The 18,416-nt window shown below is 49.1% G+C and carries 15 protein-coding genes and 1 tRNA gene; 15 read left to right on the forward strand and 1 reads right to left on the reverse strand.

Annotated elements, in window-relative coordinates; genetic code table 11:
- Nucleotides 1-997 (reverse strand): hypothetical protein (locus VLE72_00260; protein HSX14333.1); only part of this gene is annotated, 997 nt, incomplete at its 3' end.
- A gap of 75 nt (nt 998-1,072) precedes the next feature.
- On the opposite strand from VLE72_00260, the gene VLE72_00265 reads away from it, so the two are divergent.
- The 15 genes from VLE72_00265 (at nt 1,073) to VLE72_00335 (ending at nt 18,414) form a co-directional block, all read left to right on the forward strand.
- Nucleotides 1,073-3,901, forward strand: a complete 2,829-nt coding sequence (locus VLE72_00265; protein ID HSX14334.1) for an ATP-dependent DNA helicase — start codon at nt 1,073-1,075, stop codon at nt 3,899-3,901.
- Nucleotides 3,902-3,903: 2 nt separating this feature from the next.
- Nucleotides 3,904-4,377 (forward strand): hypothetical protein, encoded by a 474-nt coding sequence (locus VLE72_00270; GenBank protein HSX14335.1) that lies wholly within the window; start codon nt 3,904-3,906, stop codon nt 4,375-4,377.
- Between the two features lie 106 nt (nt 4,378-4,483).
- Nucleotides 4,484-4,559 (forward strand) — tRNA-Pro (locus tag VLE72_00275).
- Between the two features lie 10 nt (nt 4,560-4,569).
- The gene (locus tag VLE72_00280) at nt 4,570-4,902 is read left to right on the forward strand and encodes a tRNA-binding protein (GenBank protein HSX14336.1); all 333 of its coding nucleotides are present in this window, start codon (nt 4,570-4,572) and stop codon (nt 4,900-4,902) included.
- A 19-nt stretch (nt 4,903-4,921) separates the two neighbouring features.
- Nucleotides 4,922-5,677: a PD-(D/E)XK nuclease family protein gene (locus VLE72_00285; protein HSX14337.1), complete on the forward strand. Its 756-nt coding sequence runs from the start codon at nt 4,922-4,924 to the stop codon at nt 5,675-5,677.
- A gap of 192 nt (nt 5,678-5,869) precedes the next feature.
- Nucleotides 5,870-6,277, forward strand: coding sequence for a DUF1761 domain-containing protein (locus VLE72_00290; GenBank protein HSX14338.1), 408 nt, complete (start codon nt 5,870-5,872; stop codon nt 6,275-6,277).
- Nucleotides 6,277-6,900, forward strand: a complete 624-nt coding sequence (locus tag VLE72_00295; protein HSX14339.1) for an HAD family phosphatase — start codon at nt 6,277-6,279, stop codon at nt 6,898-6,900. The genes VLE72_00290 and VLE72_00295 overlap by 1 nt, the downstream gene beginning before the upstream one ends.
- An 87-nt stretch (nt 6,901-6,987) precedes the next feature.
- A complete protein-coding gene (locus tag VLE72_00300; protein HSX14340.1) occupies nt 6,988-7,425 on the forward strand; it encodes a MarR family transcriptional regulator in 438 nt (145 codons plus the stop codon).
- A 39-nt stretch (nt 7,426-7,464) separates the two neighbouring features.
- Entirely contained in the window at nt 7,465-8,454 is a 990-nt protein-coding gene (locus tag VLE72_00305) for a DNA recombination protein RmuC (GenBank protein ID HSX14341.1), read from the forward strand.
- The gene (gene trpS, locus VLE72_00310) at nt 8,451-9,443 is read left to right on the forward strand and encodes a tryptophan--tRNA ligase (GenBank protein ID HSX14342.1); all 993 of its coding nucleotides are present in this window, start codon (nt 8,451-8,453) and stop codon (nt 9,441-9,443) included. The genes VLE72_00305 and trpS overlap by 4 nt, the downstream gene beginning before the upstream one ends.
- 694 nt (nt 9,444-10,137) lie before the next feature.
- Nucleotides 10,138-11,265, forward strand: a complete 1,128-nt coding sequence (locus tag VLE72_00315) for an AIR synthase-related protein (GenBank protein ID HSX14343.1) — start codon at nt 10,138-10,140, stop codon at nt 11,263-11,265.
- 476 nt (nt 11,266-11,741) lie between these two features.
- Nucleotides 11,742-12,755, forward strand: coding sequence for a phenylalanine--tRNA ligase subunit alpha (gene pheS / locus VLE72_00320; GenBank protein HSX14344.1), 1,014 nt, complete (start codon nt 11,742-11,744; stop codon nt 12,753-12,755).
- 2 nt (nt 12,756-12,757) lie between these two features.
- Nucleotides 12,758-15,079: a phenylalanine--tRNA ligase subunit beta gene (gene pheT, locus VLE72_00325; protein ID HSX14345.1), complete on the forward strand. Its 2,322-nt coding sequence runs from the start codon at nt 12,758-12,760 to the stop codon at nt 15,077-15,079.
- A 35-nt stretch (nt 15,080-15,114) separates the two neighbouring features.
- A complete protein-coding gene (locus VLE72_00330) occupies nt 15,115-15,492 on the forward strand; it encodes a hypothetical protein (GenBank protein HSX14346.1) in 378 nt (125 codons plus the stop codon).
- Between the two features lie 48 nt (nt 15,493-15,540).
- A complete protein-coding gene (locus tag VLE72_00335; GenBank protein ID HSX14347.1) occupies nt 15,541-18,414 on the forward strand; it encodes an ATP-binding protein in 2,874 nt (957 codons plus the stop codon).
- The last annotated feature ends 2 nt before the right edge of the window (nt 18,415-18,416 follow it).

Genomic DNA, 18,416 nt, shown 5'->3' on the forward strand with positions numbered 1-18,416 from the left:
CGCTCCGACTAAGCATAAAAATACCCAAGAATATGACCATAACGACGCCAGCCAAAAACAGCCAGCGGCCACGGCGATGGGATAAAACTCGCCGCAGCCAGGCCGCCAGACCCAAGCTTAATCGCTTAAGTCCAGGCCGCATTTGCCTCCCATAAAATTGTTTGACCCAGCCCATCGAGCGACCTACCTGCCGGGCTAGAGTCGACATGATGGGGGCAGCGTTTTGGCGGGCCAGAGCCGCCATATTTTCTGGTTTGCCCAAACGAGCCTCTTTGGACAGGCCAGTTTGAGGCATCATAGCGGCTTCGTCAGCCTTGGCAATTTCGCTGATTGTTGCGGCAATTCGGTCTAAGTTAGTCTGGGGGGTTAAGATTTGCTGCAATTTTTGCACGGCTGTAGCTGCCGAATTTTGGGTCACAATCGGTGATAACTCATCCAAGCTCAGCTGATGGAGGAGGGCCGGGGTGGCAAGCATTAGCCGATCGCCCGATTGGAGTTGGCCACTGGCAATATTGGTGAAGGTTTTTGACGGCCGGTGAGGTTCTTTAGTGGCAAGCCCGGTCGTAATACAACTATTTTGGCCTCGGCGGAATAAATAGGCTGAGGCCGAGCCAGCCTGGGTCAGGTGAACTTGGCCGGCCGAGACCACGGCCAAAACGGCGCTAACTTTGCCGACCCAAGCGTTATTTCCATGGGTGGCAAAAGTAGCCAGCTCTTCATTAACGGCTTTGATAGCCGCCTCAAATTGACTAACAGCTTGAGCCTCAGCATTGGCGTAGTAGGTCTTGGTGGCAGTTGTCAAAATTAGATCAACCACCTCGTAGGCTTGTTTGCCTGGGGCCAAGGCTTCCACCACGCCGAAAAGTTCGCCCAGCCCCGCCTGAGTGGGGTCGGGTTCGCGCATGTAGGCCGTGGCTGCTCCGACTGAATTATTAGATCGTTTAACGTAGGGCAGCAGTTTGGCCGTCGTGGTCAAATATTGATCCGCATCCACCATACTTCTAGGGGAAGCATAGCACGAGCAAAGCTTAACCACAATCTGGGGCTAAGCTGATAAGCTATACTAATTTCGATGGAGTTAAAGAATCTCAATCCAGATCAACGCCAAGCTGTCGAACATGATGAGGGACCACTGCTGGTTGTGGCCGGGGCGGGTACTGGCAAAACCCAAGTTATTACTGGGCGAGCGGCGCACTTGATCAACCAAGGCAAGGCTAGACCCAGCCAAATTTTAGCGCTGACTTTTACCGAAAAAGCCGCCAAAGAGATGGAAGAGAGACTGGACCTACTCTTGCCCTATGGGTTGGTTGATACGAAAGTCATGACCTTTCATAGTTTTGGCTCAGACATCTTAAGCCAATACGGTACCGAAATCGGTTTAGATGGCCGCTTAGGGTTGATCAACCAAGCTCAGCAGCGATTGTTTCTGCGCCAAAATCTAGATGCCTTCAAGTTGAACTACTTTGCTCCCATCGGTGATCCGGTTGCTCTATTGGGCGATTTGGCGACTTACTTCTCTAGGCTCAAAGAAGAGCTAATTACTCCCAAGCAATATTTGGCTTGGGCCAAAAAGTTGAAGAACGGGACCAGCGATGCAGCCTCCAAACTCGAAGCCAGCAAGCAAATGGAGCTGGCCCAGGCTTTTGCAACCTATAACCAGCTAATGCGCCAGCGGGGTTTAATTGATTTTTCGGATCAAGTTTCTCTGGCCTTAGAATTACTGCTAAATCGAGCTAATATTCTTAAATCAATCAAAACCGAAATTAAATATATTATGGTCGATGAGTTTCAAGACACTAATTTAGCTCAGGCCCGTCTGATCGAAACCTTAGCCGGAGCCGATGGCAACATCATGGTGGTGGGCGATGATGATCAAAGTATCTACAAGTTTCGAGGAGCAGCCATTTCAAATATCCTGGAATTCAAACTACGCTATCCCAAGACCAAACAGATTGTCTTGACCAAGAACTATCGATCAACGCAGCAGATCTTGGATGCCGCCTACCAGTTAATTCAGCATAATAACCCGTTTCGATTGGAGATTAAGAATAAATTAAACAAGCGACTGGTCGGCACAAAACCGGGGAAGCAGCCTGAAGTCAGACCTTATACCACATTTGGCGAAGAGGCTGACAAGCTGGCCGAGTCAATCAAGGCGGATTTGGCCAAGGGTTTGAAGGGGGATATGATTGCGGTTTTGGTGCGTAATCGTAAGCAAGCGGCTGCGGTCATAGACGTCCTCGAGCGTAAGGGTATTAACTACCATTACAGTGGCGGCGAGCGGCTATTCGAACAGGAAATAGTTCGAGAGATGTTGTCCTTTTTACAATATATGACCAACCCGGATGATGATAACAGCCTCTATAATCTGTTATCTGGACCTATCTATAACTCCGATATCGCTAGCCTGGCTCGCTTAAGCGCACAGGCGCGCAAACACAACCGATCATTGGATCAGGAAATTAGGGCATCAACCGAGGATATTTCGTTAAGTGGCCATATTCGCGATTTAGACAGTTGGCGCAGGCAGGCTCTAAACCAATCCGCCGGTGAACTACTCTATGCTTATATTGATAAAATAGGCTATCTCAAGCGTTTAACCGATGCCACTCAGACTGATCCCGGAGTTGTCCTGCAAATCAACAAACTAGCCATGTTCTTTACTACGCTAGCTGAATTTCAGCAGGTATCTCATGACAAAACCGCCTTTGGCTATGTCGCATCATTAGGAACGCTGACTGAAGAGGTCGAAATTGCCCAACCAAGTGATTTCGAAACTGGTCAAGATCTGGTCCAAGTTATGACGATTCATAAATCAAAAGGTCTAGAATTTGAGGCTGTCTATCTCTTTGATTTAACGGCTGGAGCTTTTCCACCGCGACGGCGTGCCTATAAACTTGAAATCCCAATTGAACTGGCCACCGGCGAACATATTAGCGATGAGGACTGGCATCTGGCCGAGGAGCGACGCCTGATGTATGTGGCGATGACCAGGGCCAAAACTAAGTTGATCATGAGCTATAGCACTAACCACGGCGGGATTAGAGCCAAGCGCCCATCCCAATTTTTAGCCGAGGCCCTTGGTCACGAGCCTCAGGCCGCTTTGCCAAAAGCTTTGCCGGCATCGGAGCAAATCAAGATGTTTGGGGCCAGTTCAGGCAAGAAATCAACGATTAGCCCCAGCTTTCTTCATAACCAGCGTCTAGACTTGAGCGTTCATCAAGTTGAGGATTATTTGATGTGTCCGCTGAACTTTTACTGGAAGTACGTACTAAACGTGCCCCAACCTGTTCAGCCGGCCATGCTCTATGGTACCGCCATCCACGCCGTCATCAGCTATTACTTTCAACAACGCCGCCGGCGATCAGTCGATCTCAAGGATCTAGAGGACTACTTTGCCAAGACTTGGCAGGTCGAGGGCTATGCTAGCAAGGGGCAAGAGGCCAGGCGACTAAAATCAGCTCAAGCCACTATCAAGCGCTTCCATCAGCGGGAAGAGGCCGGCAAACGTTGGCCCAAATACGTTGAGCGATCATTTAACTTTGAATTAGCCCATGGCACCATCCGTGGTCGCTATGATGCCATCTACGAAGACTCAGATGGGGTCGAGATCAGGGATTTTAAAACTAGTCAGGTCGAAACTAAATTAAAGGCTGATGAAAAGGCTAGAGCTAGTTTGCAAATTTCGCTCTACGCCTTGGGTTGGTTTGCTTCAACCAAACAACTGCCAACCAAATTGGTTCTAGATTATGTCGAAACAGGCCAGATCGGCGTGACTATCAAAACAGCCGCAGACATAAAAACCCTAGAGCAGCAGGTCAATGAAGCTTGTCAGCAGATAACCAGCGGCAGCTATCCGCCCGGCAAAAATCACTTCCATTGCATTCATGATAAGCTTTAATTATGCGTGACGAGAGGTGGCTACACCAACTCTTAGATGAGACTTGGGATTCATATTTTAGCGATATCCCCCAAGATAATATCGTTCGAATTCGATTCGGCCGTAAAGCCAAAACCCGACTGGGTTCGATTATGGTAGACCACAAGGAATCTGATGTCAGCATCATCACCATCAACGGGCTGTTTCGTGACCCTGAAATTCCTGATTATGTTATTCAAGCCACCATCTTCCATGAACTAAGTCACTATGCCCATGGCTTTAACTCACCGATCAAGCAACAACACGCTCATCCACACGCCGGTGGGGTCATGAGAACTGAGTTCAGTCAGCGCGGAGCTATAAAACTCTATAAAGACCAAAAAAGTTGGCTTAAAAGTCACTGGCGAGGTATAGTTTTGAACAATTTTGATAAAAAATTAGCGAAAACTAGTGTTGTTAGAAAAACTACAAAAGTACCAAATCCCTTCTGGTTTTAGCGAAATAAACGGGCGTATTTAACAAAATAATCAAGATCAACTTTTTCAGATACTCGCATTATGGTAATCAAATCAACTTTAAGCTATAGTGAGTGGTCGGAAACATCGGGGTGTGGCGCAGTTGGTAGCGCGCAGCATTCGGGTTGCTGAGGCCGGAGGTTCGAGTCCTCTCACCCCGACCAAGGAGAGTTAATGGCAAATTATGATGATTTTCAAAAAGTTGATATCAGGGTTGGCAAAATAATTGAAGTTGATAATTTCCCAGAAGCAAAAAAACCAGCCTACAAGTTGAAGATAGACTTTGGTTCGGAAATTGGAGTAAAAAAATCATGCGCTCAATTAACGAAAAACTATAAGAAGGAGCAGCTTCTTGAAAGAATCGTTCTGGCTGTCGTCAATTTTCCACCCCGCCAGATTGGACCAGCAGTTTCTGAAGTTCTAACTTTAGGCGTGCCTGATAAAAGTGGAGAATGTATTCTAGTTCAGCCCAGCACCGAGGTACCACTAGGCGCTAGATTGTTCTAGGCCGCGCTATAATATCCTTATGACTAAACGCGCCAAAAATCTTTATGACCCTAGCTCAACCGAGCCGTTTAAGCTGTCACGTACCAAAATCGAGAACTTCGTCCAGTGTCCGCGCTGTTTTTACATTGATAGACGACTCGGTGTTGGCCGACCTTCGATTCCAGGATTCACGCTCAACTCAGCCGTTGATACACTGCTCAAAAAAGAGTTCGATGCGCATCGAATTGGTAAAAGGGCGCATCCGATCATGGATGCCTACGGCATTGATGCCATCCCGTACACTCACGAAAAGTTGGATAAGTGGCGAGAAAATTTCCACGGTGTTCAGTACTTGCATGAGCCAACCAACTTTTTGATCTTTGGGGCCGTCGACGACATCTGGGAGAACCCAGCCGGAGAGCTAATAGTGGTGGACTATAAATCAACGAGTAAGGCCGGGGAGGTTAATTTAGATGATCATTGGAAGGACGCTTACAAGCGCCAGATGGAAGTTTACCAATGGCTGCTCAGGCGCAATGGATTCGAGGTCCAACCAATTGGTTACTTTGTTTATGCCAATGGCCAGACCGATCGCCAGGCTTTCGATGCCAAGTTAGAGTTCAATCTAACCCTGCTGCCTTATGAGGGTGATGATCGATGGGTGGGACAGGCTTTAATTGATATTCATAAATGCTTGGGGTCCGATGCAATTCCCGACTATACAGAGTCATGCGAACACTGCCAATATCGGCTAGCGGCTAATGAAGCCGAAAGTACTGCAAAAGCCACAAGCTGACCTTAGCATCAAGAATCGAAGCCCAGAAGATGTTGTAATTTTTAGAACAAAAAATCGAAAAAGTCTATGTAATATTCATTTCGTCACACCATGTCTACAGATGAAAAATCCTGGATTGAGCGTTAGCTTTACAATTATGAGTCTAGGGGGCAATAATAAGATGTACTTGATTGGTGGAGGGAGGTGATAAGATTGGCAACTGTAGATGTTAATTTTGCGGCTGTTTTAGTTAGCGCTTTGGCCAGCATGGTGGTTGGTGCCATTTGGTATTCACCAGCCCTATTCGCAAAGCCTTGGATGGAGCTGACCGGACGCCGCGACATGAACCCAGCCGAGGGCGCCGCTGTTGGCTATACCACGGCTGCCGCGGGCTCGCTCATCACCGCCTATATTTTGGCTCATTTTGTCTCATATGCTGGGGCGGTGACGGCTATGGATGGTGCCATTACCGGAGCCTGGGCTTGGCTTGGCTTTAACGGTGTTTCGATGCTTACGACTTACACTTTTGCGGCCAGGCCACGCAAACTTTGGGCCATTGATTCGCTGCAATACTTAGTCGTTTTCGTCGTCATGGGCATGATACTAGCGGTTTGGCACTGATGCCTGGGCGCAAGTTCAAGGCCATCGGCTTCGACATCGGTGGGGTCATTCTGCCGAGCGAAAGGCAACGCTTGTACAGTTACTGTCAGGCAGTTTTTGGTGCTCCCGTCGATGAAATTGAGTCCGCTATTAATTCCCACCTAAACGACCTCGAGACAGGAAGCATTAATCTGGATCAGTTCTGGAAAGACGTCACCAAAAGCTTGGGCGTTGATTATAATGCCAAAGTTGATCGAGCCCTTTGGGCCGATCATTATATCGCTGATACTCCAGTTAGAACGGAACTGCTTGAACTATCGGATCGCCTGCGGCAGCGGGGGTATAAGACCGGCTTGCTTTCAAATACTCACGCTGAGCACGCCATCTTAAACCGCTATCGGCACATCTTTAATCATTTTGATGCGGCTGTATTGAGTCACGAAATTCACGCGGTTAAGCCGGAGCCAGAAGCTTTCCTGGCCCTCTGTAAAGCCTTAGAGGTTTTGCCTTCAGATACCATTTTCATCGACGATCTGGCAACCAACGTGGCTGGCGCCGAAAGGGTAGGCATGGTTGGCCTGGAATATTTCGGCTACCAAGATCTGGTCCAGAAATTGAATCAATTGGGAATAGAAGCTAATTAGCAAATCACTTGGTTAAGTAGTTAATATACGAATAATATATAAATAAACTGTTTACAAACAAACTAGTTATATATAAACTAAGACCTTGTGGAGAAAGCGGCTAAGGCAAGGACAACAAAGTTTAGCCAGACGTTACTGTATCGTCTTGATCGTTACGTCTCAAAAACTGTGAAAGCCGCGGAATCCAGACTGCGAGAAGTTTCGGGAATGAGCTTCTCGCAGTTTCTGGTCTTAATGGCTTTAGTTGAGCGAGGAGACTTACAGCAGTCTAGCGTTGCCGACTACGTTGGAGTGACACCAGCAGTTATATCGAAACAAGTTGAATTACTGGCCGGCCAGGGTCTGCTGCAGCTGAGGCCAGCCCACAACGACCGCCGGTCTAACTTGGTTCGGATAACCCCGAGCGGTCGCCAAAGCGCTCAGCAGGCTCTAGCGACGGTTCAGGAGGCTTTTGCAGCTAGCTCGGCTTTTCCAGATCATTATAAATCCAAGCTGCAGCACTGGCTGGACGCCCAGAACCTCTAAGTTGTTCGTAGTTTGTTCGGTTTATGCTATAATTGAAGCATGATTGCCTTATTAATTGCGCTATTCATTTTGGTTATGGGCGGTTTTGCCTTGATTATTCTGCTACTCAATCAACGAATTGGTGAGCTCAAAAACGATAGCGGCTTGCATTTATTAAAAGCCGACATGGCTGGTATGAGCACCCAAATCACATCTACCACCAAAGAGATCAATGACCGCTTGAGCCAGGCAGCCGGGTACATGATGGGTGTTCAGCAGGAGCTGGGTAAGATGCAAGAAATCGGCCGCAGCATGAAAGATCTACAGGATTTCCTGCGTTCACCGAAATTGCGCGGTAACGTTGGGGAGCAGGTCTTGCGCGATTTGTTGCAGCAGATGATTCCTAAAAACAACTTTGACCTTCAATATGGCTTTAAGTCTGGCGAAAAGGTCGACGCCATAGTTAAAACCAAGAATGGCCTGATTCCGATCGATGCTAAGTTTCCAATGGAAAACTTTAATCGGGCCATGAAGGCAGCCGATGAGGCCGACAAGGCTAAGTACCTTAACGAATTTGCAAAGGACGTGCGCAAACACATTAATTCGATTGCCAGAAAATACATTTTACCTGGAGAGGGGACGGTTGATTTTGCTCTAATGTATGTACCTAGTGAGGCCATTTACTATGAGATTTTGGTCAATTCAGACCTGCAAAACTCCGGTATCGACCAAAAAGTTTACATGGTTTCGCCTAATACCTTCTATTACTTCTTGCAAACCATAATGCTTTCGCTCGAGGGCGAAAAGGTTGAAGAAAAGGCCAAATTGGTCTTGCAGGCGCTCAAGGGTATCCAACAAGACACCCGGAAATTTGGCGACGAACTTGATTTGGTCGGCGGGCACCTAACCAGAGCCAAGAACGCCATGGAGGGCGCTAGTTCCAGTTATGCTAAACTATCAACTAAGATTGAGACGACTGGCCAGCTGCAAGCTGCCAGCGTTGATGAGATCGAGGAAGTGACCGAAAAACTGGGAGCACCGCAAGGGTGAAACGAATTTTATCGGGTATTCAACCGAGTGGCGATGTCACGCTCGGCAATTATTTGGGCGCCATGAAGCGCTGGTCAACCCTCGAGCAAACCAAGGGCGGTGAGTACTTTTACTTTGTGCCCAACCTCCATGCCCTAACCAACCGCCCTAACCCAGATGAACTCAAGCAAAAAACGCTCTCAGCTGTGGCTTGGCTACTAGCCTTAGGCATCGATCATAAGCGCAGTCACATTTACGTTCAGTCCCAGATTCCCCAACATAGCGAACTGATGTGGATCCTTAGCAATTACACTGGCTTTGGGGAGTTATCACGCATGACTCAATTCAAAGACAAGAGCCAAAAGCTGGGGCCCCAGGGTCAAGTGGCTGGTCTGTTTCTGTATCCGGTGCTAATGGCGGCCGATATCCTACTCTACGACGCTGATGAAGTCCCAGTCGGTCAGGATCAGATTCAGCACGTTGAGCTAGCCCGAGACATTGCTGAGCGTTTCAATAAAGTCTACGGCCCGACCTTTCGAGTCCCCAAGGCCACTGTTCAAGATTCGGGCGCCAAGATTATGGATTTACAGGATCCAACCAAGAAAATGAGCAAAAGCGATGGGACTAGCAACCTCGGCTGCATTTTCTTGACCGATAGCTCTGAGACGATGAAGCAAAAGATCATCAGGGCAGTGACTGATTCCAGCGGTCAAATCCGGTTTAGATCCGGGCAACCAGCGGTTAGCAATTTACTAACAATTTATAGTTTATTATCCGATCGACCGATTGAAGACATCGAGAAAAGCTATCATGACTCAGGTTATCAAGACTTTAAGTCCGATCTGGCCGAATTACTGATCAAAGTTCTGGATCCCGTCCAAAAACGCTTCCAAGAAATCATGGATGATCAAGCAGAGCTCGAAAAAATCATCGAGATGGGCAGCGATAAGGCTGCTGACCTAGCGGATACTAAGTTAGTTCAGGTTAAAACTACTCTCGGATTGCTCTAACTTTACTATCGACCATAGTCTGGCGAAACAATTGTCTGAAAAACGGCGAAATAATACTAGAACAATGGGTTTAGTGTTGTATTATCTACAACTATAGTTAGATTATCCAGCAATTTATCTATTTTATGCCTATGCCAAGCCACTTTAGAAGAGCCATAAATGACTCAAAAATACTTGACACGTCATTTCGCTTATGCTAGCATAAGGTCAAGTTGAATGCTCAACTTGCACCTTTCCCGCACTACTATAGACCTTCACCCAGGTAACTTACTTGTCTCAAACGAGTAGGGAGTAACGGTAGGGACAGCCCGAATTAGAAGTATCCCCCTTACCTCTAATTCGGACTCACCCTACTGTTCAAGCCGGCCAGTGCGGCTGGCGGCGGTTCTGGTGGGATCTGGTCGTGGCCCCTGGTCGTGGCCAGATCCCACCAGAGTCCAGACGATGGTGGGGGTCGCGGTTGCCACTTGGCAGCCACCCAACTCGTTCTTTGTGCGCCCTGTTTCGGCCGCGCAAGGAGCCAGGCTCGGGGCGACAAGCGCCAATTAAGTAATTACTTTTGGGCGGATTTCGTCGCCCCGAATACCGATTTTTATAAATCGCAACCGCCACGCCGCCAGCGTGGTTTTTGCATTTACAGGTTAGATATGGTTAACTTCAGGAGTAGTTCGAACCTCGAAAACTGGAGTTAGTCGTGAGTGGTGAAATTAAGGGCGAATACGCTCTGGCTGGAGTTGACTACAGCATCCTCCAAGGCTTCAAAGACCTGATGGTTGAGATGGGCAAAAAGACCCTCAACTTTCCCAACTTCCGGGGTGTTTACGTTCAAAATATCCGGCATTCGCACGGAGTGGTCTTTGACTATCTCGGGCCTCGTAAGCATCGGTGGTGTAACACCACCGAGGGACTCGGGAACAAGAACTGGATCGCCGAGTGGATGTATCAGTACGCTGGGACCGGGCGGACCTACTACGAGGGCATCGGCATAGATATGCTCCTGATGGCGGTTAATGACGTCATTGCTCAGGGGGCCATGCCAGCTGTCTACACCGACGAGGTTGCGGCAGGGGACGGGGAATGGTTCTTGGACGAACATAGGGCCAGGGATTTTGCCGACAGCCTCCTAAATGGGCTAATGGCCGACGGCATTGCTTTGCCAGCGGGGGAGACACCAGCCTTGAAGCACCTCATCAACTCAACGCCGCCAGTGATCAGTGCGCCATCACTTAGCGGAACCATCACCGGCATCATTGCTCCCAGAAGTCGCCTGATCACCGGTGAAGAATTGCAGCCCGGCGATCACATTCTGGGCGTAGCCTCATCGGGTATCCACGCCAATGGCATCTCGCTAGTTATTAAGCGAGCATTGGATTTGCCAGACCAGTTCCTGACCAAGCTACCGAATGGGCAGATGCTGGGCGAGGAAGCTCTAATCCCGACAACTTCGTACGTCCATCTCGTCGAAGCACTGCTGGATGAGGCGGTTCAAATACACGCACTCCTTCCCGGCACCGGTGATGGCATCGCCAAACTGGCCTTCGACAAGCGCCCCTTCACTTACCGTGTTCACTCTTGGGTACAGGAAATCCCACCGCTCTTCCTATTCATGCAAGAACTCGGCGTCAGCTTGATTGACTGCCTGACGACCTTTAACTGGGGGATTGGCTATTACATCTTCCTGCCCGAGAACGAGGTTGAGCGTGCCATCCAAATTGGCACCAATGCTGGATACGAGATCCTGGAGGTCGGAAGAGTCGAAGAAGGCGAGCGTCAAACCATTTTCGAACCAGCCGGACTAACTCTACCGCCACCTGGCGACTAGTTCGAAATCACAACGGGGCCCGGTTAATCCGGGCCCTTGAACTACCTATTTGATTGCCCCCAGGTTGATATTTTGCGATAATAAGGTAACCAGAAGTGGAAAGAGAGTGTGGCAACCAAACTAAATCAGCTTAAGGTTGGGTTTTACGGTGCGATCGCCTGGGTTTTTGTAATCGCTGCCCTGTGGCTAGCAACCCCAGCGAACCTGAAGCCAATCGGGGTCACCCTGTGGTTTTTGTTTCTAGCACTAGGTCTGTGTTGCATCCTAGCCTTGATTATCGATGCGGCCAAAAGACTATTTGGCCCCAAGAAAGCCGAAGGACGCTCATTTGAGCCTTCGCTGCGTCAAGGAGTTCTACTAGGGTTATGGGCAACGATTTTGCTAGCGATGAGCAGCTTGAGGCAACTAAGCCTAAGGGACACTCTACTTAGTGCCATTCTAATAATAATAATAGAAATATATTTGAGACTATCAAAATGAATTTGGATAAAATCGTAGTAAATTCTACAACAGTTATTAAAAAAAGTGCCAGCATTCAAGAGCTGGAAAAACTCAGAGTGAAGTATCTGGGCCGCAGCGGGGAAATTACCGAGGTGCTAAAGCAAATTGGAAAACTACCAGCCAATCAACGGGCATCTCTGGGGAAGCAGGCCAACCAAGCCAAGCAACAGATAGAACTAGTTATAAAAGCTAGACAAGGGGAGCTGGAGCAGGATCAAATTACCAAAGAGTTAGGTGAGACCAAAATAGATCTTTCGGCTCCGACTCCAAGCCAGCGCTTTGGGCATACTCACCCTATCAATAACTTGCTTTCTGACATTGTGCGACTCTTCTGGCAAATGGGTTTCGAGGTGGTCCAGGGTCCTGAAATTGAAACCCAATGGTATAACTTTGAAGCTCTCAACTTGCCAGCCGATCACCCGGCTCGCGATATGCAAGATACTTTTTATCTGGAAGATGATAATTTACCCAGAACCCATACGTCTGGCATGCAAATCAGACACATGGAGGCAAATCAGCCTCCGATTCGAATCATTTCTCCCGGTAAAGTATACCGTAACGAGGACGAAGATTCTCGCCACATCTGGTCATTTGTCCAGGTCGAGGGCCTGGTAGTTGATGAGGGCATTGGCGTAGCCGATTTGAAGGGCACACTACTGGCCATGGTCCAAGGTGTCTTAGGTAAGGATACCGAAATCAGGCTTAGACCAAATTATTTCCCCTATACAGAGCCATCAATTGAAGTTGATGCTAGCTGTGTCATCTGCCATGGTAAGGGCTGCGCGACTTGCTCGGGGACTGGTTGGATCGAGTTACTCGGTTCAGGCCTGGTCCACCCCCAAGTTTTAGAAAACGTTGGCATCGATTCGAAGCGCTATTCTGGCTTTGCCTTCGGGGTTGGCCTGGAGCGGCTAGCAGCAGTAAAGTACCAAGTTCCAGATCTACGAGAGTTCTGGCGGCCAAACCTACGCTTTTTGGAGCAATTTTAATTATGAATGTCCCGACTGAGTGGCTACAAGACTATCTAAGTAAAAAACTCACAACCAAACAAATGGCTGAGGCCTTAGAAGCTAATGGCGTAGAAATAGAACAAATAATGTATGCACAAGAAATAGACGAACAAATTATTGTTGTAGAAGTTAAAAAAGTTATTCAACATCCAAACGCCGATAAGCTCAAAATTGCCATAATTGATACCGGTTCAGCCGAAATCAGATTAGTCTGCGGGGGCCCTAACCTTAAAACAGGTCAAAAATTGGCTTTTGCACAGGTTGGCTCGCGATTGCCCGACGGTAGCTTAATGAAGGAGGCAGTAATTCGGGGCGAAAAGTCGCCGGGTATGCTTGCAACTGCCACCGAACTCGGTTTGGGCGGTGATGCCTCTAACTTACTGATCCTGCCAAGCGACTCAAAACCAGGTGTCAGTGTTGGCAAGCTCCTTAGCCAAACCGACGTTGTTGACGTAACGACTCAAGCCAACCGATTTGATCTGTTATCATACATCGGCCTAGCTCGCGAAATTGCGGCTAAAACCGGATCGGAGCTAAAACTCCCCCCTATTTCTAAACCAAAAGACGACTTGCCGTCTCTCGAGGTGAAGGTAGAGGCCAAAGAGGCAGTCAAGGCTATTAGAACGGTAGGGATCAGTCTCGATCAGCAGCATGGCACCAGTCCCACGGCCAAGGCCCGACTGGAAGCCGCTGGGCAGCGTAGCATCAATCTAGCGGTTGATATTACTAACTACACGATGCTCGAGACCGGGCAACCTTTGCACGCTTTTGACGCTGATAAACTCAAGCTTCCTTTAAGCATTCGCTTTGCTAAACCAGGTGAAAAGCTAACCACCCTCGATTGCATTAAGCGCCAATTGACCAGTCTGGATCTGGTTATTGCCGACGCCCGCGGCCCCCTGGATCTGGCTGGCATCATCGGCGGCAAAGACTTCGAAGTCGAAGAATCATCCAAGAATCTGATTCTTGTATCGGGCACTTTTGATGCCACGACCATTCGCAAAACGGCCAAACGGCATGGGATTCGCACCGAGGCCAGCGCTCGCTTCGAGCGCGCTCTGGCTCCCGAATTGGGGCGATTTGGTCTGGAGCGCTGCCTGTTCAATTTCGAGCAGGCTGCGGCTGCCAAACAGACCACGGCTGTGTGCGAAATAGTTTTGGTACCTTCAACGCTAACGCGCATTTCAGTCGACCCCGAGCATATTAGCCGGATTCTGAGTCTAGCGGTAAGCAAGACAGCACTTGCGACCCAGTTAGGCAAGTTTGGCTTTGAGACTAAAGACGCAGGATCATCTCTGGAAGTTGCTGTACCCTGGTGGCGGCCCGATGTGTCGCTAGCCGAAGATCTAGCCGAAGAGTACATTCGCCTAGTTGGTTTTGATGGCGTCGAGTCTCGCTTGCCCAAATGGCAGCCCTCTAAAGCCCCGAGCGATGATTACTGGGCTCCTGTCTGGCAGGCTAAGGCCTGCTTGGCTGGACTGGGGCTGTTCGATGTCATTACCTATTCATTCGTTAGCCAAGATCAAATTAAAGCCTTTGGTTACAAAACTAGCGATCATTTGAAGCTGAAAAACCCGATGTCGCAAGAACAAGCCTATCTGCGGCGCAATTTACTACCCAGCCTCTATCAAGCTAGTCTGCGTAATCAAAATTACCGCGACAGCTTCGGTCTCTACGAAATTTCACGAGTTTTCATCCCGACCAAACCGACTCAGCAGCCGACAGAGCCGACTCAATTAGCTGTTTTATGCAAAAGTCGAAACGGGGCCTATACGGCCGCCAAAGAGGCTCTAGATGGGCTCTGCCGGGCATTCAACATTGAAGTTACTCTGACAATTGAAGCCTACAGCGAGTTTATGCCAAATCGATCAGCCAGCATAAAAATCGGGACCAAATCCCTTGGCCGCATTGGCGAACTCCACCCCAGATATTTAACTGAGTTTAAATCCCAGACTAACTTGGCTTATTTAGAAATTGATTTGTTGGAACTGATACAAGCCGCTCGCGAACCTCTCTACCAGCCGATTAGTCGCTACCCTAGCTTGCTGCGTGACTTAACCGTCATCATTCCCACCAAAGTCATGTGGCAGGATGTAGCGGGGGTAATAGCAGATTCTGGCCTGGCCAAAGCCACTTTTTTGAACGACTACTACGATGCCAACCTGGGCGCTAGCAATAAGACGCTAGCTATGCGGCTAGAAATGAGTTCTCTAACTGGGACACTAACTACTAAAGAAGCCTCTGATCGCTTAGCTAAAATCGAGGCTTTGCTGAAAAAGCATTTTGGAGCCAGCACTCGTTAACTTGTTCTAGAACATAAGTGGTATACTTTTAGCTAATGGAACCGAGTAATCCAAATCAAACTCCGAACCCAGAACAGGGACCACCCGCACCAGCGCCCGAACAAGTCAGTGCCCCCGGCAACGCTCAACCGGTGGTGAGCACTCCGGCTGGTAGCCCGGTAGTGAGCCCACCGCCAACTGCGCCGGTGCCTCAATCGCCGGCCCCACCAACTCCTCAGCCCAAAACTACCACTCCCACTCCAGCCACCGCCGAAGATGTTGATGTCATAGAAAAAGAGTGGGTTGATGCGGCTCAAGCCGTGGTTGAAAAAAACGCGCAAGATCCGCACGCCGAAGAAGAAGGTTTTGAAGACTTGCAGGTCGATTACCTCAAAAAGCGCTACGGCAAAGATATTAAAAAGCCCCAAGAGTAAGACTTTGGTCGAGGTGAGCCAGACATTTATTAATCCAAGAGTCCAGCAGTGAGTGCTATCGCTACCGGAGTCGGTGTGGCTGTCTTTATGGCGGTAGTAGTTGGCGGCGTGGCCTTCTTTGTATATCGGCGCATTCTCAGGCGAGCCAAAGCCATCGAGCGCGGAATCAAAATGGTACCGATTAGGATCCATTTGCCACCACCAGGTAATGAAGGGGAAGAGTCTGACCCACGCACTGTGATGCGTCAAAAAATTGCCCAAGCCGAGACGCTCTACAGTTTATTGGCTGGGGCTACCAAGAAGGGGGCCAGCACAGCCATTTACGGTCAGCGCCATATCTCACTCGAAATTGTAGCCACCGATGGGACTATTCACTTCTTTATGGCAGTGCCAGTGGCTTTGGTGCCAGTCGCCGAGCAGGCCATCCAATCAGCTTATCCAACAGCCAGATTAGAGGAGGTCGAGGATTACAATATCTTTAGCGAGCAAGGCAAATTAAAGGGCACGACCGGGGGTGAGTTGATCTTGCAGCAACCCTATTCATACCCAGTTATGACCTACGCTGAACTCGAAAATGATCCGATGCAGGCCTTATTACATACTCTTAGTCAGCTCAAAGCCGGCGAAGGGGCAGCGGTCCAAATAATGGTTCGTCCAGCCGACAAGAGTTGGTCCAATGCCGTTAATAAACTAGCGGCTCAGAAGCGTAAATCTCCGGGCAGCACCAGTCTCAAAATTACGCCCAAAGACCTGGCCAAAGCGGCCATCAAAAGTCCAAAATCAGCTGACCCAGCCAGTCCCGCCGCCGCCATCGAGACCCCGCAGCTAACTGGCATTGACGAAGCCATCATTTCGTCCATTGAAGAAAAGGCCAAGCATCCTGGGTTCGAAACTTTGATTCGGGTGCTAGCTTCGAGCCCCGATAACACCAGAGCCCAGGGTCTACTTACCCAGATGGTCAGCGCCTTTTCGCTCTACGAAGCCCCTGGCCGCAACGGCTTTAAAATGATTTCGGCTGGCAATATATCTGGATTAGTCACCGCCTTTATCTTTCGATTCTTTCCGCCAGAATTGCGATCGCAAATTCTAAACACCCAAGAATTAGCCACTTTATTTCATTTGCCCGATGCCGAAGCTACCCCGACGTCTCAAGTGGAGCGCCAACAATTCCAGGAGGCCGATAGCCCCGTCAATTTACCAACCGAGGGCCTACTGTTTGGTTACAACCAGTTTCGGGGGGTCCAAAAAGAGGTTCGCTTGAGTACCAATGACCGCCGCCGCCACACCTACATCGTTGGTCAGACCGGCACCGGTAAATCAACCATGCTGGAAAACTTGGCGGTCCAAGACATGCTGGCTGGTCGAGGCTTTGCCTTCATTGACCCCCACGGTGACACAGCCGAACGTTTGCTCAGTGTGGTGCCAAAAGCGCGGGCTGAAGACATCGTTTATTTTAACCCTGGTGACGTCGAAAGGCCCCTGGGGCTGAATCTCTTCGAGTTTAGTTCGCCGGAGCAAAAGGACTTTATTATTCAAGAAACCATCAATATGCTCTATAAAATCTATGACCCGGGCAAAACTGGCATCATTGGCCCTCGCTTTGAGCAATGGTTTCGCAATGCGGCCCTAACTCTAATGAGCGATCCGGCCGGTTCGACATTCATAGAAATACCCAAAGTTTTTACCGATTCCGAATACCTCAAACAGAAGTTCAAGTACCTTCAAGATCAGACCGTGATTGAGTTCTGGACCAAAGAAATGGCTCAAACTAGCGATTTCCATAAATCCGAAATGCTCGGTTGGTTTTCTTCTAAATTCGGGGCTTTTCTGCAAAATGAGATGATGCGAAACATCATCGGTCAGACCAAAAGCGCCTTTAACTTCCGCGAGATTATGGATCAAAATAAGATCCTGATTGTAAACCTAAGCAAGGGCTTGCTGGGCGAATTAAATGCCAACTTGATCGGTATGATCTTCGTCATTAAATTTCAAGCGGCGGCCATGAGCCGAGCTCAGGTGCCGGAGGATCAACGCAACGATTTCTGCCTCTACGTCGATGAGTTTCAAAATTTTTCGACCGATTCGTTTGCCACCATTCTTTCCGAGGCTCGCAAATATCGCCTGAATCTGATCGTGGCCAACCAATTCATCTCCCAGCTATCCGAAGAAATCCGGACGGCCGTATTCGGCAATGTTGGTTCGGTGGTTAGTTTCCGGACTGGGCCCGAAGACGCCGATTTCCTGGTTAAACAATTTGCGCCCATCTTTGATAGTCACGATCTCGTCAACATTCCAAACTATAACGCCGTAATTAGGCTAATGGTTGGCGGTCTGCCATCACAGCCGTTTAGTCTTCGAGCTCTACCGCCTCTAACCGTCTCTAACCCGGAACTGGGGGAAGCCATCAAGCAACTCTCAGCGGCCAAATTTGGCAGTTCCAAAAACCAAGTTGCGGCCGAAATTACAGCCCGGTTGCAAGGTCACACTCCTGAACCACCTTCAGTTGCAGCAGAACCTCAAGCTGGGCAGGCTAGCGCCAACAGTGAACCAGCGGCTGACTTACTTGATATTAAACCACTTGTTCCACCTAAGGCTGCGTCGGTTCCTCAAGCGACTCCTCCTGAGCCTGTGGCTAAACCCAACATCGCAGCACCCGCACCAGTAGCGAAAACTGAAATCAGCCCACCAGAACCAGTCTCAGCCAGCTCTAACCCCCAAATACCCGCCAAACCAATTCAAGCCCAGCCCACGGCACCAATGGCACCCAAGCCTCAGCCGCAAGCACCAAGCCAACCCACTCCATCGCCAGTTCAAGCCCCCGCTGCAGCCACTAAAACCCCAGAACCCCAATTGGCCCCTACCCCCAAACTCCAGCCCGGTCAGATCCACGTTGACGAGCACGGCAACGTTACTCAGGGTTAATA

Source organism: Candidatus Saccharimonadales bacterium (assembly GCA_035480635.1).
Lineage (GTDB): Bacteria > Patescibacteriota > Saccharimonadia > UBA4664 > DATIHN01 > DATIHN01.